The organism is Nocardioides sp. IC4_145 (genome assembly GCF_011250565.1).
Taxonomy (GTDB): domain Bacteria; phylum Actinomycetota; class Actinomycetes; order Propionibacteriales; family Nocardioidaceae; genus Nocardioides.
Window position 1 is genome coordinate 1 of sequence record NZ_JAANMS010000043.1, and the last position, 22,306, is coordinate 22,306.

Below are 22,306 nucleotides of genomic sequence, written 5' to 3' on the forward strand. Positions count from 1 at the left end.
GGCCGAGTCGATCCCGAGGAACGCCTCGTCCCAGCCGAGCACCTCGACCACCACCGGCGCGCCGTCCCAGGTCACCGCACGCAGCGTGGCCATGACCTCCGCCGACGCCGCGTCGTAGGCCGCCTTGTCCACCGGCAGGAACACCGCGTCCGGGCACTTGCGGGCCGCGACCCGCAGCGGCATGCCCGAGCCGACGCCGTGCGCGCGGGCCTCGTACGACGCGGTCGACACGACCCCGCGCTCGGTCGGGTCGCCGCGACCGCCGACGACGACCGGCCTGCCGGCGAGCTCGGGGCGCCGCAGCACCTCCACGGCGGCGATGAACTGGTCGAGGTCGACGTGCAGCACCCACCCCGCCCGCGGGTCCGCCGGCCGGTCGGTCCCGTCGTGGCTGGTCATCGCGGAGGCGGAGGCAGCGCGTTGGTGGACTCGATCTGGTCCATGCCGGTCAGGACCAGCAGGTCGACCACCACCGACCGCAGCTGGACCAGCACGACCTCGGCGTTCATCTCCACGGCCCGCTCGACCCGGCCGGAGGCGTCGCCGACCGCCAGCAGGGCGGTGCGGGCCGCCGAGGCCATCCGGTCGGCCTCGAGTTCGTCGGCCACCGTGTCCGCGGCGTCGGCGAGGTCGAGGGCGAGCAGCGCGTACGACGAGGGCACCGGCCGCCGGTGGTAGGCCAGCACCGCCACCTGGCGGACCAGGACGCGGGTGCTGCGCAGCGCGCGGTCGAGCGGCTCGACCAGGTCGGCCATCCGGCGGAGGTCACCCCGGTGCCGCACGCGGAACGGTGAGGACGCCACCACCGCCATGCCCTCGTCGGCAGCCGCCTGCAGCTCGCGGATCAACCGGTCGGTCTGCCGGGCGTCGGCGAGCAGGTCCAGGCCGCGCTCGGACGCCCCGTCGGTCATCACCTCGCCGGCCGCGCGCAGGAGCGCGGAGATCTTCCGGACGATCACCGCGGCCTGCTCGCGGGGCCGGCGCAGCGGCGCGGACGGGACGACCGTCGCCGCCACGAGGGCGACCGCTCCGCCGACGAGCGCGTCGGTCCAGCGCACCAGCGCCGCTCCCGGGTCCGGGAGCAGGGTGGCGACCACGATCGACTGCACGGCGGCCTGCGTGACCACCACCTGCCCGCCGTCGAGGAGGAACGCCGTCGACATCGCGAGGACCACCACGAGCGTCAGCTGCCACGCGCCCGTGCCGATCTGCAGGGTCAGCAGGTCCCCGACGAGCACGCCGACGGCCACCCCGAGCGCGACCTCGCCGACCCGTTGCAACCGCTGCCCGTAGGACGTCCCCAGGCTGAGGACGGCCGCGACCGGGGCGAAGAAGGGCGTCGGGTGGTCCAGCAGGTCGGCCGCGATGAACCAGGCCACACCGGCCGCGACCGCGCACTGCGCGATCTGCCACCGCTTCGAGGACAGCCGATCCAGCCGCGCCCGGGCGGAGGTCCGACCACGGGCCCGCAGTCGGTCCACCGGGCCGGGCTCACGCATGGCGATGATCGTGCCAGAGCCCGCCCCACCGCACCGGCCGACCGGCCCGCGCCCGGCCGCGACGGCCCTGAGGAGTGACGACCCGACGGTCAGGAGCCCGAGGCCGAGGACCGCGCGTAGTGGATCGCCCGCTTCATGTCGCCCAGGTCGCGGTACCAGGTGCGGACCTCGCTGCGGCACCGCACGCGGGCGACCTCGGTGTCGTACTCGTTGCACTCCGCCCGTGCCTCGGAGTCGGTCGGCGGGAACTGCTCGCTGCCGTCGTAGCGCCGGATCTCGAAGCCGTTCTTCTTGTCGCCGGTCACGCTCACGATCGTGCTCGGCACCGGCTTGTACTTCTTGCCGCCGACGAGCTCCGGCCCGTCCGCCGCGGTCGCTGCCCCGCCGGCGAGGCCGCCGACCACCAGCCCGGCGACCACGCCGATCGCACCCACGCCGGCCGTCCACCCGTTCGTCCGCTTCTTCGTCCGGCGGCCCGTCCTGCACTGCGTCATGTCTGCTCCCGAGGAGTCCGTGCACCGGCGAGTTCCGGTGCGAGCACGACGCTAGGAAGATCCGGCGACCGTGCCGGCCGGCACCCGGAGCGCCGGTGGACAGCCGTGCGCGAGCCGGCGTTGTGGACGGGAACGGGGCCGGCCGGCGGCGCCGGCCGCCCGGCGGCGTACCCGACCCTTGTGGCAGCCGTCACTGCGAGCCACACTCTGCCCCTGACCGATCCCGCCCGACGCCGCCCGACCGCCGCTCGCACCGCCGCGCGCACGGGCGGCACCCGTCGCCACCGAAAGGCCCTCCGTGGTCACTCCGATCGACCCCACGTCGTTGGCCTTCCTCATGGCCGAGAACCGCAGCATGCCGATGCACGTCGGCGGCCTGCAGCTGTTCGAGAACCCGGCGGACGCGGGGCCGGGATACACCCGGGAGATGTACCAGTGCATGCGCGACGTCTCGGAGATGTCGCCGCTGTTCCTCAAGCGCCCCCACCGATCGCTGCGGACGGCCGGCCAGCTGGTGTGGCAGCAGGACGAGCAGTTCGACATCGACCACCACGTCCGGCACAGCGCCCTGCCCCAGCCGGGCCGGATCCGCGAGCTGCTCGACCTCTGCGGCCGGCTGCACGGCACCCGGCTCGCCCGCGAGCGCCCGCTGTGGGAGGCGCACGTCATCGAGGGCCTCCACGACAGCCGGGTCGCGCTCTACACCAAGGTCCACCACGCGCTGGTCGACGGCGTCTCCGCCATGCGGCTGCTGCAGAGCGTGCTCAGCGAGGACCCCGACGAGCGCGGCATGCGCGCCCCGTGGGACGCCCGGCCGCGCGAGGGCGCCGAGCCCCGCGTCCGCGACCGCCGGTCCGTCGACCTCGCCGAGGTGCCCGTGCAGGCGCTCCGCAGCGCCCTCGGCCTCACCGCCGAGGCCGCCGGCCTGCCCAGTGCCCTGGTCCGCACGCTGACCAAGGGGCTGCGCAACGAGACCTCGGCGCTCTCGCTCTACGCCCCGCGCACGATCTTCAACCAGCGGATCACCGGCTCCCGCCGGTTCGCCGCGCAGGACTGGCCGATCGAGCGGCTCCGCGCGGTCGGCAGGGCGACCGGCACCACCCTCAACGACGTCGTGCTGGCCATGTGCAGCGGCGCGCTGCGCAGCTACCTGCTCGAGCTCGACGCGCTCCCCGACTCCTCGCTGGTCGCGATGGTGCCGGTCGGTCTCAACGCCAAGCAGTCGCACATCGCCAACCCCGACGGCGGGAACGCGGTCGGCGCCGTGATGGTGCAGCTCGCCACCAACCACGACGACCCCGCCCGCCGGCTCGACCTCATCCACGCCTCGATGCGCGACGGCAAGGAGGCGCTGTCGTCGATGACGCCGGTGCAGATCGTCGCGATGAGCGCACTCGGCCAGGCGCCGGCGATCCTCACGCCGATGCTGCGGATGCAGGGGCTGGTGCGGCCGCCGTACAACTGCATCATCAGCAACGTCCCGGGCCCCGGCTCGACCCGCTACTGGAACGGCGCCCGCCTCGACGGCACCTACCCGCTGTCGATCCCCATCGACGGGATGGCCCTCAACATCACGTGCACGTCGTACGACGGCAAGCTGGCGTTCGGCGTGACCGGTTGCCGCCGCACCGTCCCGCACCTGCAGCGGCTGCTCGTCCACCTCGACGACGAGGTCGCGGCGCTGGAGAAGGCCGCGGGCGTGGCCTGAGCCGGCTCAGCCCCAGCCGACCCGCTCGTCGAGCCCGCCCCCGAGCAGCCGGTCGACGGCGCGGAGCCGGGCCCGGGTGATGTCGGCGACGGTGAGCAGCCCGGCCGCGTGGGCGTTCGAGCCGGGACGGGTCGGCTCGGCCGAGTTCACCGAGATGCAGCGACGGGTGCCGCCGTCGGCGAGGTTGGCCAGCGCGACCGCGTGGCCGGTGGTGCCGCTGCCGGCGAAGGGGTCGAGGACGACCGCGTCAGCGGGCATCGTGCCGAGCACGCGGCGTACCAGCCCGGTCGGCTTGGGCGACTCGAAGACGTGGCCGACGAGCTCCTTGAGCTCGGCGACGGCGGTGTCGGTCGAGCCGACCTCCTCGGCCAGCCAGATCGTGGGCAGCTTCTTGCGGCGGCCGCCGTCGCGCTCGAGCCAGTCGCGCTGGAACACGTCGACCCGCTCCCCGCGCCGGCCGCGGACGACGCGGCAGACGAGGTCGCCGGGACGTTCCTCGATCAGGGGCCGGCTCCAGCGCCAGACCGCCGGGCGGCCGTCGCCGAAGACCGGCGCCACCTCGACGGCCCCGGCGAACGGCGCCGTGGCCACCCGCCCGGTGACTGGGTCGCCCCACACCGGGAAGTGCAGGGTCGGCGAGGTGACGGGGTTGAACTTCTTGTTGGTGTTGCGCAGCGGCAGGTGCCGGTAGCGCCGGCCGGTCGCCTCGTCGGCCAGCGGGAAGTCGCGCTCGTCGACGGTCTCGGCGCTGCTGGCGTCGAGCACGGTGCGCCGCGCGTCGCGGGCGTAGACGAGGAGGTACTCGTGGCTGGTCGCGAACCCGCGGCCCAGCTGCCGCCCCTTGGGGTTGAGGTTGACCACCACCTGGGCCAGGAAGTTCCGCTCCCCCATCACCTCGTCGAGCAGCAGCCGCAGCCGGGCCGCCTCGTTGTCGTCGATGCTGACGAAGAGCGCACCGGTCTCGCGCAGCACGTCGCGGCACGCCTCGAGCCGCGGGCGGACCATCGCCACCCAGGCGTCGTGACGGCTGCCGGGTCGGCCGCCTTCGTCGCGGAAGTCGTCGCGGTAGGCGAACTCGTTGCCGGTGTTGTACGGCGGGTCGGTGCACACCAGGTCGACCCGCTCGCCGGCGGCGGCCATCGCGCGGAGCACGTCGAGGTTGTCGCCCTCGACGAAGGTGTTCCACGGTCGCACGCGGCCGACCCTAGGGCCGCCGGGGCGGGATTGCCGGGACGTCCGCCCGGTCACCAGGGGGTCGTGGACCACCGGGAGCCCCGCCGGCACGGCCCGGTCCTCCCGGGCGTGCTGGTCGTGCTCGCCCTCGCCGGGCTGGTGCTGCTCCGGGACCCGAGCGGCAGCGGCGACCGCCTCCGCGAGCTGCTCGGCACCGAGCAGCGCCGGGCCGAGGCGGTGTCGGTGCCGGTCGGCGGCGGGAGCTACCAGTTCGCCGCCACCCAGCCCGACTCCGAGGAGCCGGTGAGCTGGAACCCGTGCCGCGACATCGAGTACGTCGTCAACCCGGCCGGCGCGCCGGCGCACTGGAGGCAGCTGGTCGAGCGGAGCGTGGCGACCGTGTCGGAGGCGACCGGCTTCCGGTTCGCCTTCGTCGGGGAGACCGACGACCGCAACTTCACCGACCGCATCGGCGCGCTCGGCCGGTCCGCGCCGGTGCTGATCGGCTGGGCCGACGAGGAGGAGGTGCCCGACCTCGCCGGGGACGTCGCCGGCGTCGGCGGCGCGGCGTACCTCGAGACCTCCGGGCGCTGGACCTACAGCACCGGCATGGTGGTGCTCGACACCGACGTCTTCGTCGACCTCTCCCCCGGCGCCGGTCCGCGGGCCTTCGACCTGCAGGCGGCGATCCTCGACCACGAGCTGGGCCACGTCGTCGGCCTCGGCCACGTCGAGAGCCGCGCCGAGCTGATGCATGCCGACAACATCGGTCGGACGTCGTTCGGCACCGGCGACCTGCGGGGTCTCGCGCTCCTCGGCGCGGTGCCGTGCGACTGACCCGGCTCCTCCCGAGCACCCCGCAGACCGGCGTGACCTCGGTCGCGCTCGCGCGTTCTACCCATCGGTAACACGCCTCGCCGACCGACAGGGACTCCATGCGCCGTACCGCCGCCACGCTCACCGCCACCCTCGCGCTCCTGGCGGGCGGACTGGCCGCCGCCCCGAGCAGCCCGGCCGCCGACCCGGCGCGCGGCGAGGCCGCGGCGCGCGCGGCGGTGACCGAGCGCGACGGCTGCATCGCGAGCGTCCCGGAGCCGGGCGAGACCGCGAAGGTCGAGATCTGCTACACCGTCTTCAAGCCGGCCCGGGCGTCGACGAAGCGGCGGGTCCCGATGATCATGCACAGCCACGGCTGGGGCGGGCAGCGCGCGGAGCAGCGCGAGGTGCAGGCCTGGCTGGACGCGGGGTACGGCGTGCTCACCTTCGACCAGCGCGGGTTCGGCGCCTCCGGCGGCCACGCCCACGTCGAGGCCCCGGCCCTCGAGGGGCGCGACGTCCGCGGCCTGGTGAAGGTCGTCGCCCGGCTGCCGTGGGTGCAGCAGGACGGCCCCGGCGACCCACGGCTGGGCGCGATCGGCGGCAGCTACGGCGGCGGGTTCCAGTACGTCGGCGCCTTCGAGCTGCTCCGTGCGCGCGGCAAGCCGGTCTTCGACGCCCTCTCCCCGCAGATCACCTGGCACGACCTCAGCCAGAGCCTCGCGCCGAACGGCGTGGTGCGCACCGAGTGGGCGCTCGCGCTCAGCGCCGCCTCGCTGCCCAGCGACGCACTGCCGGCGAACGTCTACAAGGCGCTCCTCGAGGGCGCCGCGCTCGGCGTGTGGCCCGACGGCTCGATCCCCGGCACCGAGGACATGGTGTCGTTCTTCCGCAAGAACGGACCGAAGTGGCACGTCGAGCAGGGTCGCCGGCTCGACATCCCGATGCTGCTCGGCCAGGGCACGACCGACGGGCTGTTCCCGCTCGAGCAGGGCTTCCGCAACTGGCAGCGGGCGATGACCGCGAAGGCCCGCAAGCAGAGCATCTTCGTCGCCTACAACGGCGGCCACGTGCTGCCCGCGATCCTGCCCGCCGGCACCACCGCCGACACCGACCCGTGCAGCCGCAAGCTGGCCGGCGGCGACTTCGAGAAGCTGAACATCGCGTTCTTCGACCACGTGCTCAAGGGCCGGCCGACCCGCTTGCGCGGCTTCGGGAAGATGCACCTGGCCACGCCGGGCGACCGCTGCACGACCATCACCTCGCCGCGGGCCAACACCGCCCGGAAGGTCGGCACCGTCGCCACCCTCGAGGGCGTCGGCACCCCGCTGTCCTACCGGGTCGCCGCCGGTCCGATCCGCGTCGCCGGCACGCCGTACCTCACGGGCGAGCTGACCGCCCTCGGCGTGCAAAACCGCGCCTTCTACGGCCTCGCGATCGGCCGCACCCCGCTCGACGCACGCCTGGTGCAGAACAACGTGCTGCCGATCAACGAGCCCACCCCCGTCCTCGGCGAGAAGCGGCGCGTGGCGTTGCCCTCGGTGGCCGTGGACGTGCCGGAGGGGCAGAACCTCTACCTCATGGTCACCCCGATCTCCGACACCTTCCTCCTGATGGGCTCGCGGCTGCCCGGCGTGGTCACGATCGAGGACACGGTCGTCCATCTCCCTGTGGTCGGCCGGTGAGCGGCCTAGCCTTGAGCGGGTGCGCGCCCGACTCCCCCTGACCGCCGGCGCACTCGTCTGTGCGCTCACCCTCGCCGCGACCGGAGCCACCAGCGCCGCCGCAGGCCCGGACGGCACGTCAGGCGGTACGCCGGGCGGCGGGCCGGACCTGCGGGCCGAGCGCGGCCCCCGGCACACCTCGGACGGCCAGCCCGGCTGGCGGGCGCCGGCCGTGCCGCGGCTGCTCGCCGGGCTTCCGCCGACCCGGACGGCCCCGACCCGGTCCACGGTGGCGCCGGGGGTGACCCTGACCCGGTGGGACGAGGCGGACGCCCGCGGGCCGCAGCGGTTCTCGCTGCTGACCGTCGACCCGTCGGTCCCCGGCGTCTCGCTCGACTACGCGGGCGCCCGGAGGATCTCCGGCACGGCCACCCTGCCGACGCTGCTGTCGGCGGCGTACTCCGGTCCGGGCACGGTCGCGGGCGTCAACGGCGACTTCTTCGACATCGGCGACACCGGCGCGCCGCTCGGCACCGGGCGCGACCGCGAGCGCGGCGTGCTGCACGCGCGCCGGTCGGGGTGGACCTCGTCGTTCTCGATCGACAAGCAGGGTCGTCCCGACATCGGCGAGGTGCCGCTGCGGGCGAAGGTCGCCCAGCGCCCGGGGTGGACGATCACCAACCTGAACTCCCCCTTCGTCGAGCCCGGCGGCATCGGGATCTACACCGCCGCGTGGGGCACGACGTCGGGTTACCGGGTGACCAGCGGGCAGCGGAAGAACGTCCGGATGGTGCTGGTCCGCGGCGGCAAGGTCGTGCGCACGCGGGCCAAGCTGTCGAGCGCCGAGAAGATCCGCGGGGTGATGCTGGTCGGTCGCGGGCCCGGGGCGAAGGCGCTCGGGACGCTGCGCAAGGGCGCCCGCCTCGACGTGCGCTGGTGGCTGCAGGGCGGGCCGCGGATGGCGATCAGCGGCAACAAGGTGCTCGTCCGCGACGGGGTCGTCGAGGTCGTCGACGACCGCGAGATGCACCCCCGCACCGCGATCGGGATCGACCGCGACACCGGCGAGGTGCTCGTGCTCGTCGTGGACGGGCGGCAGACCTGGAGCCGCGGCGCGACGATGGTCGAGCTGGCCGCGACGTTGATCGACCTCGGCGCCGACGAGGCGCTCAACCTCGACGGCGGCGGCTCGACCACCATGCTCACCCGCGGCAGCGGCGGGCGGCTCGGCGTCGTCAACACCCCCTCGGACGGGCACCTCCGGCAGGTCGCCAACGGCCTCCAGGTCCGCTACCTCCCGCCCGGCGGCTGACCCGTGGCCCGCTCCTTCACCCGCGCGGAGCTGGAGTCCTTCCGCGACCGGGAAGTGCCCGACCTCCTCCCCGGCCCCGGCGACCCCGACCTCCGGCTGCTCTTCGTCGGCATCAACCCGGGGCTGTGGACGGCCGCGACGCAGACGCACTTCGCCCACCCGGGCAACCGCTTCTACCCCGCGCTGTTCCTGGCCGGGATCCTGGAGCGTCGCATCGACCCGGCGGCCGGGATGTCGGACGAGGACCGCGACCACCTCCGCTCGCGCGGCATCGGGATCACCAACGTCGTGCGGCGAGCGACCGCGAAGGCCTCCGAGCTGACGCCCGAGGAGTACCGCGCCGGCGGGCTCGCCCTCCTCGAGACCGTGCGTCGCGCCCGCCCGCGCGTGGTCGCCGTCGCCGGCATCACGGCCTACCGCGCCGCCTTCTCGCTGCCCAAGGCCGTCCCCGGCCGCCAGCCCGAATCGCTGGCCGGCGCCGAGCTGTGGGTCGTGCCCAACCCGAGCGGGCTCAACGCCCACGAGACCGTCGCCTCGCTCGCCGAGGCGTACGCCGCCCCCGCTCGCGCCGCCGGCATCCTGCCGGAGGCCTGAGCCCTCCCCGGCTGCCCGGCTGCCCGGCTGCCCGGCTGCCCGGCTGCCCGGCTGGTTGAGGAAGGCGCCCTGGCGCCTGTCTCGAAACCCGCCGGACCCACCCTCAGCGCCGGCCCACCGTCCGTCCACAACCTCGCCGCACAGCACCGTCCTCCACAGGCGCCGGCCGCGCGCCTGCGAAAGGTCCGCAGCCGGCGCCAGGGTCGGTGCCATGACCTACGCACCCGTGATCAAGACCCAGACCGACCTCGAGCGCGCCTGGCGCACGCTGATGAACCCGCTGGGCTGGACGCGCACCAGCACCTGGCTGATGCTCGTCGGACCGGACTCCGTGCCGCTGCCCTCCCTGACCGAGATCGAGGACTGCGCCGGCCCGCCGCCCGAGGACGGCGCGGACCAGCTCGGCGGCATGCTCGCCCAGCTGCGCAGCGAGGCGCTGCCCGAGGGCTCGCGGGTGGCGTTCCTGCGCTCGCGGCCGGGCTCGGGCCGCGCCGACGAGGACCGCGCCTGGGCCGGGATGCTGTACGCCGCAGCGCGCGTCGCGGGCCTGCCGGCCGAGATGGTCCACCTGGCCACCGACGTGGACGTGCTGGCGCTCCCGATGGACGAAGCGGCCCTTCCCGTGGCGACCTGAGAGTGGCTACGGTCCGCCGGTGACCAAGCTCGTGTTCCTGCTCTCCGGCGGCCCCGACTCCGGCTCGCTGCGCGCCCTCCTCCTCGGCACCGACCTGCGGGACCGGCTCGCCCGGGCGGGCGCGCAGCGGCTCCAGGTCAACGTCGACGACGAGTCGGTGGCGGCGGCGATGCGGATCGCCTCACCGACAGGGCCCGTGCGTGCGGTGGTGTCGGTCTGGACCACGGACGAGCGCACGCCCACGGGGCCGGTCGTCGAGGCCCTCACCGCCGTCCTGGACGGCAGTGGGACGTCGCTCGCCGGCTTCGAGGTCGAGGAGCGGTTGCCGCTGACGCCCCCGGCCGTGCCTGACGGCCAGCGGACCGACGCGCTGGCGAACGTCGCGGTGCTGCGCCGCCCGGCCGAGCTCGACGAGTCCGAGTGGCGGCACCGCTGGCTGGTGGACCACACGCCCGTGGCGATCGAGACGCAGGGGACGTTCGGGTACGTCCAGAACGTCGTGCTCGACGCGGTCACCGACGACGCGCCGTACGTCAGCGCGATCGTGGAGGAGCTGTTCCCCATGGCGGCCACGACCGACCTGCACGCGTTCTACGGCAGCGGCGGGGACGACGCGGAGCTGCGCTCGCGGATGGAGCGGATGATGGCGAGCGTGTCCCGGTTCGGCGCGGACCAGGGCATCGACCTGGTGCCGAGCAGCCGGTACGTCTGGTCGCTCTAGCGGCGCGAGCTACGGGCCACGGCGTACGACGGCGCCCGCACGCGACGGACCCAGTCGTAGTTCGGCAGCTCGGGCAGTTCGTTGAGGATCGCGTCGAACTCCAGCTCCGGGTCGTCGGTGCCGTCCCCCGTCGCTCCGGGCTCCTCGAGCTCCAGGTGGAGGTCGGCGAACACCCGCCAGTCCGAGCGCAGGCCGGCCACGCCGAGCTCGACGTGCCGCTCGTCGACGTACCGCGCGCCGAGCAGCACCGGCCCGCGTGGGCTCCGGTAGGGGAACAGCGTCGTCAGCGGACGGGTCGTCATCCCGGCTGACGGCACGACGAGGAAGCGCGTGACGGGCCCCCAGCCGTTGGTGGAGAACAACAGGTCGGCGTGCCGGCCCGAGCCGCCGCGGGCCTCGTCCACGGTGGCGCTGCCGAGCGGCACCCTGATCGCGAGCCCGTGGATGTCGGGGAGGCCGAGCGGGAGCCCCACGCCCTTGGACTCTCGAGCGACCACCTCGTCCACGCCCGCTCGGTCGACGAACGGCACGCCGATGCCCGGCTCGAGGCCGTGCCGCTCGAGCCGGCCGCGGAGCACCCGGCCCGTGGGATGCATCGGCTTCTCCGCCGGCCGCACGGCGGCGAGCCCGCGGACGGCGGTGGCGATCACCGCCCCGCCGACCTTGGCGGGCAGTGCCGCGAGCGGGTGCGCCGGTCCATCCTCGTGCTGGGTCTCGCGCTGGGTCTCGCGCTGGGTCGAGGTCATGCGGGCCTCCGGGGTGTGCGGGGCGGGAGCCGGTGGAGGACGACGTCGCCGATGACGCCGTCAGCCACGCGGGCGGTCAGGTAGGTGCAGTGCGGCTGCTGGCGCCGGTCCGTGGGAGAGCCGGGGTTGAGCAGCCGCAGGCCGCGGGGCGTGGTGGTGTCCCACGGGATGTGGCTGTGACCGAAGACGAGGACGTCGAGGTCGGGGTACGCCGCGTCGGCGCGCTGCTCGCGTCCCTGCTTGCCACCGGTCTCGTGCACGACGCCGAGGCGTACGCCCTCGACCTCGGCCCGGGCGACCTCCGGCAACCGCGCCCGCAGGCCTGGGCCGTCGTTGTTGCCCCAGCAGGCGACGAGCTCGCGGGAGCGCTCCTCGAGCCGGTCGAGCGTCTCCTCGTCGACCCAGTCACCGGCGTGGACGACGACGTCGGCGGCCTCGACGGCCGCCCACAGCTCGGCCGGCAGGTCCTTGGCCCGCTTGGGCAGGTGGGTGTCGGCCATGATCACCAGGTCCACGTCCCGCCCGGTGCCCATCCTGGAGCGGTTCTCTCCGCCTCGTCCCCGGCTGCTCGTCGGTTCGTCGTCGGGTCAACCGCAGGCGACGCAGCGCCGCGCATCGGGCCGGACCTCGAGGCGCTCGGCGGGGATGGCGCGTCCGCAGCTCTCGCAGGTCCCGTAGGCGCCGGTGTCGAGCCGCGCCAGGGCGGCCTCGATCTCGGTGAGCCGGCGCGAGGCCTGCCGGACGAGGGTGTCGAGCTGGGATCGCTCGAACGCGATGGTCGCGCCCTCCGGGTCGTGCTCGTCGTCGGCGTTGGTGTCGCGGGACGCCTCGACCATGCCGGTGTAGTCGCCGCGCAGCGTCGCCAGCCGGCGCGTCACCAGCGCGTGCTCGGCCCGCAGCCGCTCCGCGGCCCCGGCCGCATCCGCGGCAGGATCCGGGGTCAGGCCGCCACCTGGTCGCTGATGATCAGGCAGCCGAACTCCTGCCAGGGCCGCCCCTGCCGCGCGACGGCGAGCTCCGCGGTGCTGCCGCCGACCATCCGGGCGGCGACGAGCAGCGGCTCGCCGTCGTCGGTCTCGCCGGGTGCGGCGAGCACCCCGGTCATCGTCCACTCCAGGCCCGGTACGCCGTGGCGCATCCGCCGGCTCACCCGGCTCCACGTCGTCGCGGCGAGGACCAGGTGCAGTTCCGTGCCGTCGTCGAGCGGGACGTGGACGGTCAGCCCGTGCACCGGCGCCTGCGCACCGAGCACCCCGGCCTCGCGGGACTCGGTGACGACCACGTCGTCCGTGCCGGCCGAGTCGAAGAACGCATGCCCCACGGGCTCCTCGAGCCCACGACGGAACAGTCGCCCGCGCACCGGCACGGCCACTGGCCTGATCACCGAGGCGGTGCGCGTGGCGAGGGACAGGATGGACATGCCTCGGCGGTACCCGCGCCACCTGTCGCACACACCGCCCAGACGGGTGACTCGGCGGGAAGGCTGGGCGCTGGGGCGCTCGGCCGGCTGGTTGAGGAGCGCGCTGGCGCACGTCTCGAAACCTGCCGGTCTACGTCCGCATGTGGAAGGTGACCTGGTTGTCGGGGTGGATGGTGGTCCCGAACCCGGGGTCGTGGATGCGGGCGTGGTGCTTCGGGCAGAGCAGCCGGGCCTTGTCGAAGTTCGTCTCGCCGCCGGAGAGCCAGCTGTCGTCGTGGTGGCGTGGCACAGGTGGGCCGGCCAGTCACACCCGACTGCGGTGCACACCCGCTGGGTGACGACGAGGCCGAGGCGCTGGGCGCCGGAGAACAGGCGGGCGGTCCGGCCGAGGTCGAGGAGCTCGGAGCGGCTGCCCAGGACGGCGGGGATCAGTCCTGCCTCGCACGCCATCCGGCGGGCGAGGGAGGCGGAGATGGGCTCGCCGTTCTCGAGGACCGCGCGTCCGGTCTCGCTCTCGAGGCCGCTGTAGTCGAGCAGGACGATGATCGAAGCGTTGAGCCCGCCGAGCTGGGGCAGCTTGTGGGCGGGGAGGCGTTCGAGGAGCTCGCAGAACGCGTCGCCCATCCGCTCCGGTGACGGCCGCCGCCCCGTGACTTCGTCGTGCGGGCCGGGCGGCCCTCCTCGACCGGCCGAGATGAGCCCGCCGCGAGCCGGGACCGGGATGCAACCGCGAGCGACGGCGTACCTCTCCTTCTAGTTGCCCCCGCCGCGACCACCCACGGCCCGCAAGCCGACGGTCGGCTGCCAGGGCTCCCTGCTCGACCAGCCCAAGGGCACGGCGACCCGGGTCAGGAGCTGCGGCGTTCCATCGTGTCGACGTACGCCTGGACGATCGCGTCGACGCCCTGGTCCACCTCGAGCACGACGCCGTCCTCGTCGGGCTCGAGCGGCTCGAGCGTGGAGAACTGCGAGGTGAGCAGGGAGGGCGGCATGAAGTGGCCGGGGCGGGAGGCCTGGCGCCGCTCGATGATGTCGCGGCCCCCCTCGAGCAGCACGAAGGTCGTCTCGGGGGCGTGGTGGCGCAGCTGGTCGCGGTACGAGCGCTTGAGCGCCGAGCAGCTCATCACCCCGCCGGTCCCCGCCGCGGCGCGGTCGGCCAGCCAGCGGCCGACCTCCTGCAGCCACGGCCAGCGGTCGGAGTCGTCGAGCGCTTCGCCACGCGCCATCTTCGCGACGTTCGCCTCCGGGTGGAGGTCGTCGGCGTCGGCGAACGGCACCCGCAGGCGCTGCGAGAGCGCGGCGCCGACCGTGGACTTCCCCGACCCCGAGACGCCCATGACGACGAGCAGGTGGCTCATGTCATCACCGTACGCCGCGCGGCAGCAGCGCCCCGGTGAGGAAGTCGGCGGCGGCCCGTTCGAAGACCGACGCGTGCCGGAGCATCGCGTGGCCGGCGCCGGGGACGTCGCGCCACTCGACGTCGGTGTGCCGGCGGAGCCGATCGACCACCCGCCGCGCCCGGGCGGGATCCGCGACCCGGTCCTCGGTGCCGTGCACCACCAGGACCCGCCGGCCGGTCAGGTCGACGTCGTCGGACGCGTGCAGCCACGGGTTCAGCGCGACGACGGCGGCGACACCGGGCTCGCGGCCCGCCAGCAACGCCGCCCGGCCGCCTAGCGAGTGCCCGACGAGACCGACCGGCAGGTCGCCGTACCGCTCGCGCACCTGCGCCAGCGCCCACCGCACGTCGTCGACGGGCGTCCGATCGACGCCCCACCCGCGGGCGGCGTTGAGCACGCGGTGGACCGCGAGCCGGCCACGTCCGGCGCGCGCCACCCGTGCGGCGACGGGCACCACCCGCAGCACCGACAGCTGCCACGGGCTCACGTCGGGGTCGCCGGGGCGGACGTCGCCGCCGTGCAGGGCGAGCACCACCGCCTCAGGGACGCGGGGGACGCGGGCGGGGACGAGTCGTGGCTCGGTCACTGGCGGAAGGTACCCGCCGGCCTCGACGAGCCAGACGGGCACGTCAGACCAGGGCGTCGAGCCGCCGGATCTCCACCTCGACCTGGCGCTGCTGGCGCTCGCGGACGTCCTGGAGGACGGCCTGCTTCTGCTCGCGGCTGAGGGCGCGCCAGGACGCGCGCGGCTGCGGGCGCGTGGTGGTCGGCCTCATGGCGTCATCGTGGCGGCGACGGCGGCGACCTGTCGACGCATTTTCCGCGCACCCTGCTCACCCCACGGACCGAGAGGGCCCGCGCTCCGGGCCTAGGCTGCGGGCATGGGCGAGCGGAACGTGCTGGGCGGGGAGCTGGTTCCGTGCGGGACCGACCCGCTGACCGGGTTCTACCGCGACGGGCACTGCTCGTGCGGTCCCGACGACGTGGGGCTGCACGCGGTGTGCGCGGTGATGACGAGCGAGTTCCTCGACCACCAGCGCTCGGTCGGCAACGACCTGACGACGCCGCGGCCGGCGTGGCACTTCCCGGGGCTGCACCCGGGCGACCCGTGGTGCGTGGTGGCCGGCCGGTGGTTGCAGTCCTACCAGGCGGGCGCCGCCGCGCCGGTCGTGCTGGCCGCGACCAACGAGCGCGCGCTCGAGATCGTGCGGATCGAGCTGCTCCAGGAGCACGCCGTCGACGTGCCGCCGGACCTCAGCTCGCTCGCCTGAGCCCTGCCGGGAGCCGGCCGACGCCTCAGCGCAGGCGCCACACGCCCGGCGTACCGGGCTCGATGACGCCCTCGTCCTGCAGCGCCCGGCGGGCCTTGCGCGCGGCCAGCTGCCAGCGCGGCTCGCCGGTCGGCGACGGATCGCGGTCGCCCGCCCGCAGCGCCTCGCCGAGCCGCTCATCGAGGGACGGGAACACGTCGTCCGCGTCGAGCTCGCCGCCGTGCTCCTGGAGCAGCGCGACGATCGGCGCCTTGAGCTCGTCGGGCGAGGTCCACTTGCGAGGCGCGGACTTCTTCACCGGCGTGCCGGGCACGCGCGGGGTGGCGCTGCGGGTGCGGACCGGGGAGGCCTTCGGCTCGGGCGGTGCCGGCGTCGGCTCGGGGCGCCCGTGCACGCACTGGCTCAGCGGGAGGTCGCACAGCTCGCAGTAGTCCTCGGCCACGTCGACCCAATCTACGGACCCGGGACCAGTCGCCGCGAGCGGGTCGCGCGCGGCGGCCCGCAGCGAGGCGGACGTCACCTGCGGCCCATCATCGACGGCTGAGCAGCACCAGTACCTCGTAGTGACGGGTGTTGGGGAACATGTCCAGCAGCCGGCCGCGCACCGGCGCGAAGGACGGCATCGCGGCCAGGTCCGCGGCGAGCGTGCGCGCGTTGCAGCTGGAGTAGAGGACGTGCGGCACGCCGGAGGTCTCCAGCCAGCCGGCGAGCTGGTCGCCGATGCCGCGCCGCGGCGGGTTGACCACGACCAGGTCGGGCAGGTCCGCGGCGGCCGCGTTGACGGCGTACGTCGTCGCGTCGCCGGCCTTGAACACGACGTCGGACAGCCCGGCGGCGGTGGCGCTGTGCTCGGCGGAGCGGACGGCCTCGTTCGAGATCTCCACGCCGGTGACGGTCGGGCCGGGCGTGGTGCCGTCCCCGGCGAGGTGCAGCGCGAAGCCGCCCACGCCGCAGTAGAGGTCCCACACCGACGCCGGCGCGAGGTCGGCGACCCACGCGACCGCCTCGCCGTAGAGCGCGGTCGCCATCGCGGTGTTGGTCTGGAAGAAGCTCTGCGGGCGCAGGTGCAAGGTGACCGCGCCCAACGGCATCGCCAGGGTGGCGTCGCGGGTCAGCACGACCTCCCGCTCCCCCTCGAGCACGGCCTTGTGCGCGGGTTGGAGGTTGACCGTCGCGACCGCGACCGGCAGCCGCTCGAGCAGCCACGGCAGGTGCTTGCGCAGCCGCGCCACCGGCTCCTGCGAGCGGCACACGAACCGCACCATGAGCTCACCGGCCGGCGACTCGGTGACCAGCAGGTGCTTGAGCTCGCCGCGCCGCTGCCCGACGTCGTACGGCGCCAGGTCGGCGCGGCCGATGAACTCGGCGAGCACCGGCAGCGCGTCGTGGAGACCGCGCGTGTGGAGCCGGCACTCCCGCAGGTCGACGCCGGCGAAGGTCTCGTCGAGGATGCCGAGCGTCGGCGCAGCGGCCGTCCCACCGACCACCATCTTCGCCTTGTTGCGGAACTCTGCAGGCGCCGAGGCGACCGGCTCCGACCACCCCGCGGCCGGCGTCGGCAGCAGCGCGGCGACCTCGCGCTGCTTGTCGGCGAGCTGCGCCTCGTAGGGCTGGTCGAGCAGCGCGCAGGAGCGGCACCGACCGGTGTCGAAGTAGTCGCAGCGGACCGCCACCGACGACGCGAGGATCACGCGATCACGAGGTGGTCGACACGCCGAGCTCGGCGAGCGAGTCGTACCCACCGCCGTTGACGACGCTGCCGAACCCGAGCGACTGCATGATCGCCACGGCGCGGCTGGCCCGGGAGCCCGACGCGCAGTAGACGACGTAGTAGGTGTCGCGCGGCAGCTCGTCGACCCGCTCGCGGAAGTCGTCGGCCGCGAGGTCGATGTTGATCGCGCCCTCGACGTGGCCGGCGGCGTGCTCCTCGGGAGTGCGGACGTCGACCACCGTCGTGTCGCCCTCGATGAGCCGCTGGATCTCGCTGGTGTCGTCGGCGCAGGCGCCCAGGCCCACCACGAGCGCGAGGAGGGCGCCCAGCAGCAGCGGCGCCCGGAACAGGGTCACCACTGGTCGTGGACCGCGTCGCGGAACGAGGCGTCGTAGAGCCGGCGCACCCCGTCGAGCAGCTCCGGCGACAGCGGCGGGAGCGCGCCGGCGGCCGCGTTGGCACGGGCCTGCTCCGGGTTGCGGGCGCCGGGGATCACGGTGGTGACGCCGGCCTGCTGCCACACCCACGCGAGCGCGACCTGCGCGGCGGTGGCGTCGTCGGGGCCGTGCTCGCGGGTCAGCGCGGTGAACTCTCGCGCGGCGGCGACGCCCGTCGCGAAGTCCACGCCGGAGAACGTCTCGCCCTTGTCGAAGGCGCTGCCGTCGCGGTTGTAGGTGCGGTGGTCGTCGTCGGCGAACGTCGTGGACTCGTCGTACTTGCCCGACAGCAGGCCGGACGCGAGCGGCACGCGCGCGATGATCCCGACGCCGGCCTCCTGCGCAGCGGGCAGCACGCGGTCGAGCGGCTTGAGCCGGAAGGCGTTGAGGATGATCTGGACGCTGGCGACGTGCGGGCGGGCGATGGCGGCCAGCGCCTGGTCGGCGGTCTCGACCGAGACGCCGTACGCCGCGATGGCGCCGTCGGCGACGAGCGCGTCGAGGGCGTCGTACGTCGCGTCGTCCTCGATCGTCGCGCTTGGCGGGCAGTGCAGCTGCACCAGGTCGAGGGTGTCGACGCCGAGGTTGCGGCGGGACCGGTCGGTCCACTCGCGGAACGCGTCGAGGCGGTAGTTCTCGGGGACCTGGTCGACGCGGCGGCCCATCTTGGTCGCGACCGTGATGCCGTCGTGGTCGCGCAGGAACGCGCCGATGACCTGCTCGCTGCGGCCGTCGCCGTACACGTCGGCGGTGTCGAAGAACGTCACGCCGGCCTCGACCGACGCCTCGAGCACGGCGCGGGCGTCGGCCTCGCTCACCTCGCCCCAGTCGGCGCCGAGCTGCCAGGTGCCGAGGCCGACGACGGAGACGTCGCGACCGGTGCGCCCGAGGGTGCGTGAGTCCATGCTGCGCTGCGGGGAGACCATGCGCCCATCCTCCCCGACGGGGCCAACGATGAGTCCGGGGGTCGTCGCCGGTCCACCCGGCATGAACCTGAACCTGAGCCCCTACCTCCACTTCGACGGCACCGCCCGCGAGGCGATGACCTTCTACCAGTCCGTGCTCGGTGGCGAGCTGACGATGAACACCTTCGGCGAGTACGGCGTGGAGGGCGACGGCGCCGACGGCGTCATGCACGCGATGCTCCGCACCGAGGAGGGCTTGATGTTCATGGCCTCCGACCTGCCGCCCGGCACCACGCTCACCCCCGGCGACGCGACCGTCACGATCGCGCTCAGCGGGGACGAGGAGGAGCGGCTGACCCGGTGGTTCCACGCGCTGGCCGACGGCGGTGAGGTGCACGTGCCGCTGGAGAAGCAGATGTGGGGCGACGTGTTCGGCCAGCTGGAGGACCGGTACGGCGTCCAGTGGCTGGTGGACATCGGCTGACCGCTCCCCGGACACCCGCTGACCGGCGCTGTTGGGCGCCCGGCACGACGCGCCCGGTCGGTGCCCCCGGCTACGGTGGCCTGCGCGCGGTCGGACGACCGTTGCCGCCGAGCCGGGAGGGTTGCCGATGCAGCTGGAGCTGTCCGCCGAGGACGCCGCGTTCCGCGACGAGATGCGGACGTTCTTCACCACCGAGGTCCCGCAGGAGATCCGCGACGCCGTCGCGAACCGCCGCGAGCTGACCAAGGACCAGATCGTCGAGAGCCAGCGGGTGCTCAACGCCCACGGCCTCGCGGTCCCGAACTGGCCGGTCGAGTGGGGAGGCAAGGACTGGTCCCCGCTGCGCCGCCACATCTGGCACGAGGAGATGCAGCGCGCCGACGTCCCTGCGCCGCTCGCGTTCAACGCCTCGATGATCGGTCCGGTGATCGCGCACTTCGGCTCCCAGGAGATCAAGGAGCGGTTCCTGCCGGCGACGGCGAACCTCGACATCTGGTGGTCCCAGGGCTTCTCCGAGCCCGACGCCGGCTCCGACCTGGCCTCGCTGCGCACCACCGCGGTCCGCGACGGCGACGAGTTCGTCGTCAACGGGCAGAAGACGTGGACGACGCTGGGTCAGTACGGCGACTGGATCTTCACCCTGGTCCGCACCGACCCGGACGTGAAGAAGCAGGCCGGCATCTCGATGCTGCTCATCGACATGACCTCGCCGGGCCTGACCGTCCGCCCCATCGAGCTCATCGACGGCGGCCACGAGGTCAACGAGGTCTGGTTCGAGGACGTCCGCGTCCCGGTCGGGAACATGGTCGGCGAGCTGAACTCCGGCTGGACCCAGGCCAAGTTCCTCCTCGGCAACGAGCGCGTCGGCGTCGCCCCCGTGGGCGCGACCAAGCGCGTGCTGGCGCAGGCGAAGGACTGGGCGCGCGAGACCGGGCAGCTGGACGACGTGCTCACCGCCAGCCGGATCGCGGAGCTGGAGAACGAGCTGCTCGCCCTCGAGCTGACCGCGCTGCGCGTGGTCGCGCACTCCGCCGACGGCAGGCCGCACCCGGCCTCGTCGGTGCTGAAGCTCAAGGGCACCGAGCTGCAGCAGGCGGTCTCCGAGCTGGTCGTCGACCTCGCCGGCCCGGCCTCGCTGGCCTCCGGCGCCGGGGACGACTCCGACCTGCCGTGGTGGTCGCGCCGCGCCACCCCGGCGTACCTCAACCTCCGCAAGGCCTCGATCTACGGCGGCTCCAACGAGGTGCAGCGCCAGATCATCGCCAAGACGATCCTCGGTCTCTGAGCGGGACGGGAAGGACTTCGACATGGACTTCACCTACGACGAGGAGCAGCAGGCGCTGCGCGAGGCCGTCCGCGGCCTGGTCGGCAAGGCCTACTCCGACTACGAGCAGCGGCGGCAGACCGTCGCGGCCGACCCCGGCTTCGACGAGGCGCAGTGGGGCCGGTTGGCCGAGATGGGCCTGCTCGGCCTGCCCTTCAGCGAGGACGACGGCGGCGTCGGCGCCGGCCCGGTCGAGATCTCGATCGTCGCCGAGGAGCTCGGCCGCGTGGTCGCGCCCGAGCCCTACCTCGCCTCGGTCGTGTGGGCCGGCGGCCTGGTCAGCGCGGTCGGCACCGCCGAGCAGCGCGCCGAGGTGCTCGGGGCGCTGAGCGCCGGCGAGAGCGTGCTCGCCCCGGCGCTCGCCGAGCCCGGCCGCCGGTGGACCAACGACGCGACCGCGACGACCGCTGCCGAGGACGGGGGCTCGTGGACGCTGACCGGCGCCAAGGAGCCGGTCGTCCAGGGCGCGCGCGCCGACGTGCTCGTGGTCAGCGCGATGCTGCCCTCCGGCGGCACCGGGTTGTTCCTCGTGAGCGGGGACGCCGCCGGCATGACGCGGACGGGGTACGCCACGCACGACGGCGGCCGCGCGGCGAAGGTGACCTTCGACGGCACGCCCGCGACCCCGCTCGGCGAGCCCGGCGCGGACGTCGCGGCCTCGATCGCCACCGTCACCGACCTGGCGCGGATCATGGCGTGCAACGAGGCGGTCGGCGCGATGGAGACCGCGCTGCGGACCACCTCGGCGTACCTCACCTCGCGCAAGCAGTTCGGCGTCACCCTCAACACCTTCCAGGCGCTGACGTTCCGGGCCGCGGACATGTACATCTCGCTGGAGCTGGCCAAGTCGCTCGCGGTCTGGGCGACGATGGTCGTGGCCTCCGGGTCGCCGGCGGAGATCGCCGAGGCCGCGCAGCGCGCGTCGCTGCAGGTCGCGCGGGCCGGTCGGCACATCGGCCAGGAGGCGATCCAGCTCCACGGCGGCATCGGCATGACCGCGGAGTACTCCATCGGCGCCTACACCAGCCGGCTCACCTTCCTCGACCACCTGCTCGGCGACGCGACGTTCCACCTGCGCTCGCTCGCCGCGACGGTCGGGGACCACGCGGAAGTCGACCCGCTGCCCTGACGCCCGCCCCGCGGGTGGTCCGGGCCGGCTTCGCGCCGGTCAAGGGCACCCGGCACCAGTCGTACGACGCGGTCCGGCTCGACGAGTCCGGACCCGTCGGCGACCGGGCCTGGTGCCTCGTCGACGTCGACCAGCGACGGGTGCTGCGCACCGTGCAGCACCCGTCGCTCGTCGCCGTCTCGGCGGTGGCGTCCACCGACGGGCTCGCGCTCACCCTCCCGACCGGGGAGGTCGTGTCCGGCCCGGCCGTGCCGTCCGGGGAGTCGCTGACCTGCGACTACTGGGGCGGCCCGGTCACGCTCGACCTGCTCGACGGTCCGCACTCCGCGCTGGCGTCGTCCTACCTGGGCAAGCCCGTGCGGCTGGCGGCGGCACCACGTGGCGGGGTCGTGTACGCCGGCGCGGTCACGATCGTCTCGACCGGCACGCTCCGCGCGCTGGCCGAGCGGCTCGGCCTGCCGGCCGACGCGCGGACGCTCGACGGGCTGGCCGCGCGGTTCCGGCCGACGTTCGTGGTCGAGTCAGACGAGCCGCACGCCGAGGACTCCTGGGTCGGCGCGGAGGTCGACCTCGGGCCGGCCCGCGTGCGGGTCACCTCCCGCGTGCCGCGCTGCGCCGTGGTCGACGTCGACCCGGTCACCGGCGAGCGGGGCGGTCGCGTGCTGGCCGCGCTGGCGGCGTACCGCCCTCGTCACGGGTCGGGCGAGCTGCTCCTCGCCGTCGACGCCGAGGTCGTCGTGCCCGGCACCGTGGCGGTCACCCCGGCCCGCCTGCCCGACCAGCGGCGCCGAGTGCTGAGGAACCGGCCCGCAGGCGGCCCCGGCTGGGCGTGAGCTCGCCGCCGCGGCGGTGGGGTCGACCGGA

The 22,306-nt window shown here is 74.5% G+C and carries 28 protein-coding genes and 1 pseudogene; 13 read left to right on the forward strand and 16 right to left on the reverse strand.

The features are described from left to right. From G6553_RS16380 to G6553_RS16390, 3 genes and pseudogenes are all read right to left on the reverse strand, one after another. A pseudogene (locus tag G6553_RS16380) lies at window positions 1–399 on the reverse strand (hypothetical protein); the annotation flags it as partial. Beyond that, on the reverse strand, window positions 396–1,499 hold the full coding sequence (locus G6553_RS16385) for an FUSC family protein (RefSeq protein WP_166195362.1): 1,104 nt from the start codon (window positions 1,497–1,499) through the stop codon (window positions 396–398). The gene G6553_RS16385 and the pseudogene G6553_RS16380, both read right to left, overlap by 4 nt. Before the next feature lie 89 nt (window positions 1,500–1,588). Next, window positions 1,589–1,993 carry a hypothetical protein gene (locus G6553_RS16390; protein ID WP_166195365.1) on the reverse strand — a complete coding sequence of 135 codons (405 nt, stop codon included), beginning with the start codon at window positions 1,991–1,993 and terminating at the stop codon, window positions 1,589–1,591. 298 nt (window positions 1,994–2,291) lie between these two features. Here G6553_RS16390 and G6553_RS16395 point away from each other — a divergent pair, with 298 nt between their 5' ends. Next, window positions 2,292–3,701 (forward strand): wax ester/triacylglycerol synthase family O-acyltransferase, encoded by a 1,410-nt coding sequence (locus G6553_RS16395; RefSeq protein WP_166195368.1) that lies wholly within the window; start codon window positions 2,292–2,294, stop codon window positions 3,699–3,701. Between the two features lie 6 nt (window positions 3,702–3,707). Here the strand turns inward: G6553_RS16395 and G6553_RS16400 are convergent, their stop codons facing one another. Further along, a complete protein-coding gene (locus G6553_RS16400; protein WP_347565764.1) occupies window positions 3,708–4,895 on the reverse strand; it encodes a site-specific DNA-methyltransferase in 1,188 nt (395 codons plus the stop codon). A gap of 63 nt (window positions 4,896–4,958) precedes the next feature. On the opposite strand from G6553_RS16400, the gene G6553_RS16405 reads away from it, so the two are divergent. From G6553_RS16405 to G6553_RS16430, 6 genes are all read left to right on the forward strand, one after another. After that, window positions 4,959–5,711 (forward strand): hypothetical protein, encoded by a 753-nt coding sequence (locus tag G6553_RS16405; RefSeq protein WP_166195371.1) that lies wholly within the window; start codon window positions 4,959–4,961, stop codon window positions 5,709–5,711. 98 nt (window positions 5,712–5,809) lie between these two features. Beyond that, window positions 5,810–7,375 (forward strand): CocE/NonD family hydrolase, encoded by a 1,566-nt coding sequence (locus tag G6553_RS16410; protein ID WP_166195374.1) that lies wholly within the window; start codon window positions 5,810–5,812, stop codon window positions 7,373–7,375. Between the two features lie 19 nt (window positions 7,376–7,394). Continuing rightward, window positions 7,395–8,666 carry a phosphodiester glycosidase family protein gene (locus tag G6553_RS16415; RefSeq protein WP_166195376.1) on the forward strand — a complete coding sequence of 424 codons (1,272 nt, stop codon included), beginning with the start codon at window positions 7,395–7,397 and terminating at the stop codon, window positions 8,664–8,666. Window positions 8,667–8,669: 3 nt separating this feature from the next. Further along, a complete protein-coding gene (locus G6553_RS16420; protein ID WP_166195379.1) occupies window positions 8,670–9,260 on the forward strand; it encodes a mismatch-specific DNA-glycosylase in 591 nt (196 codons plus the stop codon). Window positions 9,261–9,471: 211 nt separating this feature from the next. Continuing rightward, window positions 9,472–9,894, forward strand: a complete 423-nt coding sequence (locus tag G6553_RS16425) for a hypothetical protein (protein ID WP_166195382.1) — start codon at window positions 9,472–9,474, stop codon at window positions 9,892–9,894. Between the two features lie 19 nt (window positions 9,895–9,913). Further along, a complete protein-coding gene (locus G6553_RS16430; RefSeq protein ID WP_347565765.1) occupies window positions 9,914–10,615 on the forward strand; it encodes a hypothetical protein in 702 nt (233 codons plus the stop codon). Here the strand turns inward: G6553_RS16430 and G6553_RS16435 are convergent. The 5 genes from G6553_RS16435 to G6553_RS21370 all read right to left on the reverse strand — a co-directional run bounded on the left by G6553_RS16435 (window position 10,612) and on the right by G6553_RS21370 (window position 13,070). Beyond that, window positions 10,612–11,361: a hypothetical protein gene (locus G6553_RS16435; protein WP_166195385.1), complete on the reverse strand. Its 750-nt coding sequence runs from the start codon at window positions 11,359–11,361 to the stop codon at window positions 10,612–10,614. The genes G6553_RS16430 and G6553_RS16435 overlap by 4 nt on opposite strands. After that, complete coding sequence (locus G6553_RS16440; protein WP_166195388.1) at window positions 11,358–11,876, reverse strand: YfcE family phosphodiesterase; 519 nt, start codon at window positions 11,874–11,876, stop codon at window positions 11,358–11,360. Before G6553_RS16440 ends, G6553_RS16435 begins: the two co-directional genes overlap by 4 nt. A 72-nt stretch (window positions 11,877–11,948) precedes the next feature. Continuing rightward, on the reverse strand, window positions 11,949–12,239 hold the full coding sequence (locus G6553_RS16445; protein WP_347565766.1) for a TraR/DksA C4-type zinc finger protein: 291 nt from the start codon (window positions 12,237–12,239) through the stop codon (window positions 11,949–11,951). A gap of 62 nt (window positions 12,240–12,301) precedes the next feature. After that, window positions 12,302–12,781 carry a hypothetical protein gene (locus G6553_RS21365; protein WP_242680559.1) on the reverse strand — a complete coding sequence of 160 codons (480 nt, stop codon included), beginning with the start codon at window positions 12,779–12,781 and terminating at the stop codon, window positions 12,302–12,304. Window positions 12,782–12,911: 130 nt separating this feature from the next. Beyond that, complete coding sequence (locus tag G6553_RS21370; protein WP_242680560.1) at window positions 12,912–13,070, reverse strand: hypothetical protein; 159 nt, start codon at window positions 13,068–13,070, stop codon at window positions 12,912–12,914. Between G6553_RS21370 and G6553_RS21375 the strand changes: the two genes are divergently transcribed. Continuing rightward, window positions 13,064–13,417: a hypothetical protein gene (locus G6553_RS21375; protein ID WP_242680561.1), complete on the forward strand. Its 354-nt coding sequence runs from the start codon at window positions 13,064–13,066 to the stop codon at window positions 13,415–13,417. The genes G6553_RS21370 and G6553_RS21375 overlap by 7 nt on opposite strands. Before the next feature lie 212 nt (window positions 13,418–13,629). On the opposite strand, the gene G6553_RS16455 is transcribed toward G6553_RS21375, so the two are convergent. Genes G6553_RS16455 through G6553_RS16465 form a run of 3 tightly spaced genes read right to left on the reverse strand, consistent with a single transcriptional unit; the run spans window position 13,630 to window position 14,957 of the window. Continuing rightward, on the reverse strand, window positions 13,630–14,139 hold the full coding sequence (locus G6553_RS16455) for a gluconokinase (RefSeq protein WP_166195394.1): 510 nt from the start codon (window positions 14,137–14,139) through the stop codon (window positions 13,630–13,632). Window positions 14,140–14,143: 4 nt separating this feature from the next. After that, window positions 14,144–14,767, reverse strand: coding sequence for a dienelactone hydrolase family protein (locus tag G6553_RS16460; protein WP_166195396.1), 624 nt, complete (start codon window positions 14,765–14,767; stop codon window positions 14,144–14,146). Between the two features lie 43 nt (window positions 14,768–14,810). Next, window positions 14,811–14,957 (reverse strand): hypothetical protein, encoded by a 147-nt coding sequence (locus G6553_RS16465; RefSeq protein WP_166195399.1) that lies wholly within the window; start codon window positions 14,955–14,957, stop codon window positions 14,811–14,813. Window positions 14,958–15,062: 105 nt separating this feature from the next. Between G6553_RS16465 and G6553_RS16470 the strand changes: the two genes are divergently transcribed. Beyond that, window positions 15,063–15,452 (forward strand): DUF2237 domain-containing protein, encoded by a 390-nt coding sequence (locus G6553_RS16470; RefSeq protein WP_166195401.1) that lies wholly within the window; start codon window positions 15,063–15,065, stop codon window positions 15,450–15,452. A gap of 25 nt (window positions 15,453–15,477) precedes the next feature. Here the strand turns inward: G6553_RS16470 and G6553_RS16475 are convergent, their stop codons facing one another. Genes G6553_RS16475 through G6553_RS16490 form a run of 4 tightly spaced genes read right to left on the reverse strand, consistent with a single transcriptional unit; the run spans window position 15,478 to window position 18,526 of the window. Beyond that, window positions 15,478–15,972 (reverse strand): hypothetical protein, encoded by a 495-nt coding sequence (locus G6553_RS16475; protein WP_347565767.1) that lies wholly within the window; start codon window positions 15,970–15,972, stop codon window positions 15,478–15,480. Window positions 15,973–15,982: 10 nt separating this feature from the next. After that, window positions 15,983–17,143, reverse strand: a complete 1,161-nt coding sequence (gene rlmC, locus G6553_RS16480) for a 23S rRNA (uracil(747)-C(5))-methyltransferase RlmC (RefSeq protein WP_347565768.1) — start codon at window positions 17,141–17,143, stop codon at window positions 15,983–15,985. Between the two features lie 4 nt (window positions 17,144–17,147). After that, on the reverse strand, window positions 17,148–17,519 hold the full coding sequence (locus tag G6553_RS16485) for a rhodanese-like domain-containing protein (RefSeq protein WP_166195404.1): 372 nt from the start codon (window positions 17,517–17,519) through the stop codon (window positions 17,148–17,150). Then, window positions 17,516–18,526 (reverse strand): aldo/keto reductase, encoded by a 1,011-nt coding sequence (locus G6553_RS16490; RefSeq protein WP_242680562.1) that lies wholly within the window; start codon window positions 18,524–18,526, stop codon window positions 17,516–17,518. Before G6553_RS16490 ends, G6553_RS16485 begins: the two co-directional genes overlap by 4 nt. Window positions 18,527–18,554: 28 nt before the next feature. Between G6553_RS16490 and G6553_RS16495 the strand changes: the two genes are divergently transcribed. The 4 genes from G6553_RS16495 to G6553_RS16510 all read left to right on the forward strand — a co-directional run bounded on the left by G6553_RS16495 (window position 18,555) and on the right by G6553_RS16510 (window position 22,275). Then, entirely contained in the window at window positions 18,555–18,989 is a 435-nt protein-coding gene (locus tag G6553_RS16495) for a VOC family protein (protein WP_242680563.1), read from the forward strand. Window positions 18,990–19,116: 127 nt separating this feature from the next. Then, entirely contained in the window at window positions 19,117–20,274 is a 1,158-nt protein-coding gene (locus G6553_RS16500) for an acyl-CoA dehydrogenase family protein (protein WP_166195407.1), read from the forward strand. Window positions 20,275–20,296: 22 nt separating this feature from the next. Further along, on the forward strand, window positions 20,297–21,442 hold the full coding sequence (locus tag G6553_RS16505; protein WP_166195410.1) for an acyl-CoA dehydrogenase: 1,146 nt from the start codon (window positions 20,297–20,299) through the stop codon (window positions 21,440–21,442). Window positions 21,443–21,456: 14 nt separating this feature from the next. Continuing rightward, entirely contained in the window at window positions 21,457–22,275 is an 819-nt protein-coding gene (locus G6553_RS16510) for an MOSC N-terminal beta barrel domain-containing protein (RefSeq protein WP_347565769.1), read from the forward strand. Window positions 22,276–22,306 lie beyond the last annotated feature (31 nt).

Coding starts and splice junctions, on each gene's coding strand:
- G6553_RS16385 (WP_166195362.1), bottom strand. CDS start 1,499: ATGCGTGAGCCCGGCCCGGTGGACCGACTGCGGGCCCGTGGTCGGACC.
- G6553_RS16390 (WP_166195365.1), bottom strand. CDS start 1,993: ATGACGCAGTGCAGGACGGGCCGCCGGACGAAGAAGCGGACGAACGGG.
- G6553_RS16410 (WP_166195374.1), top strand. CDS start 5,810: ATGCGCCGTACCGCCGCCACGCTCACCGCCACCCTCGCGCTCCTGGCG.
- G6553_RS16425 (WP_166195382.1), top strand. CDS start 9,472: ATGACCTACGCACCCGTGATCAAGACCCAGACCGACCTCGAGCGCGCC.
- G6553_RS16435 (WP_166195385.1), bottom strand. CDS start 11,361: ATGACCTCGACCCAGCGCGAGACCCAGCGCGAGACCCAGCACGAGGAT.
- G6553_RS21365 (WP_242680559.1), bottom strand. CDS start 12,781: ATGTCCATCCTGTCCCTCGCCACGCGCACCGCCTCGGTGATCAGGCCA.
- G6553_RS16455 (WP_166195394.1), bottom strand. CDS start 14,139: ATGAGCCACCTGCTCGTCGTCATGGGCGTCTCGGGGTCGGGGAAGTCC.
- G6553_RS16465 (WP_166195399.1), bottom strand. CDS start 14,957: ATGAGGCCGACCACCACGCGCCCGCAGCCGCGCGCGTCCTGGCGCGCC.
- G6553_RS16470 (WP_166195401.1), top strand. CDS start 15,063: ATGGGCGAGCGGAACGTGCTGGGCGGGGAGCTGGTTCCGTGCGGGACC.
- G6553_RS16490 (WP_242680562.1), bottom strand. CDS start 18,526: ATGGTCTCCCCGCAGCGCAGCATGGACTCACGCACCCTCGGGCGCACC.
- G6553_RS16495 (WP_242680563.1), top strand. CDS start 18,555: ATGAGTCCGGGGGTCGTCGCCGGTCCACCCGGCATGAACCTGAACCTG.
- G6553_RS16500 (WP_166195407.1), top strand. CDS start 19,117: ATGCAGCTGGAGCTGTCCGCCGAGGACGCCGCGTTCCGCGACGAGATG.
- G6553_RS16505 (WP_166195410.1), top strand. CDS start 20,297: ATGGACTTCACCTACGACGAGGAGCAGCAGGCGCTGCGCGAGGCCGTC.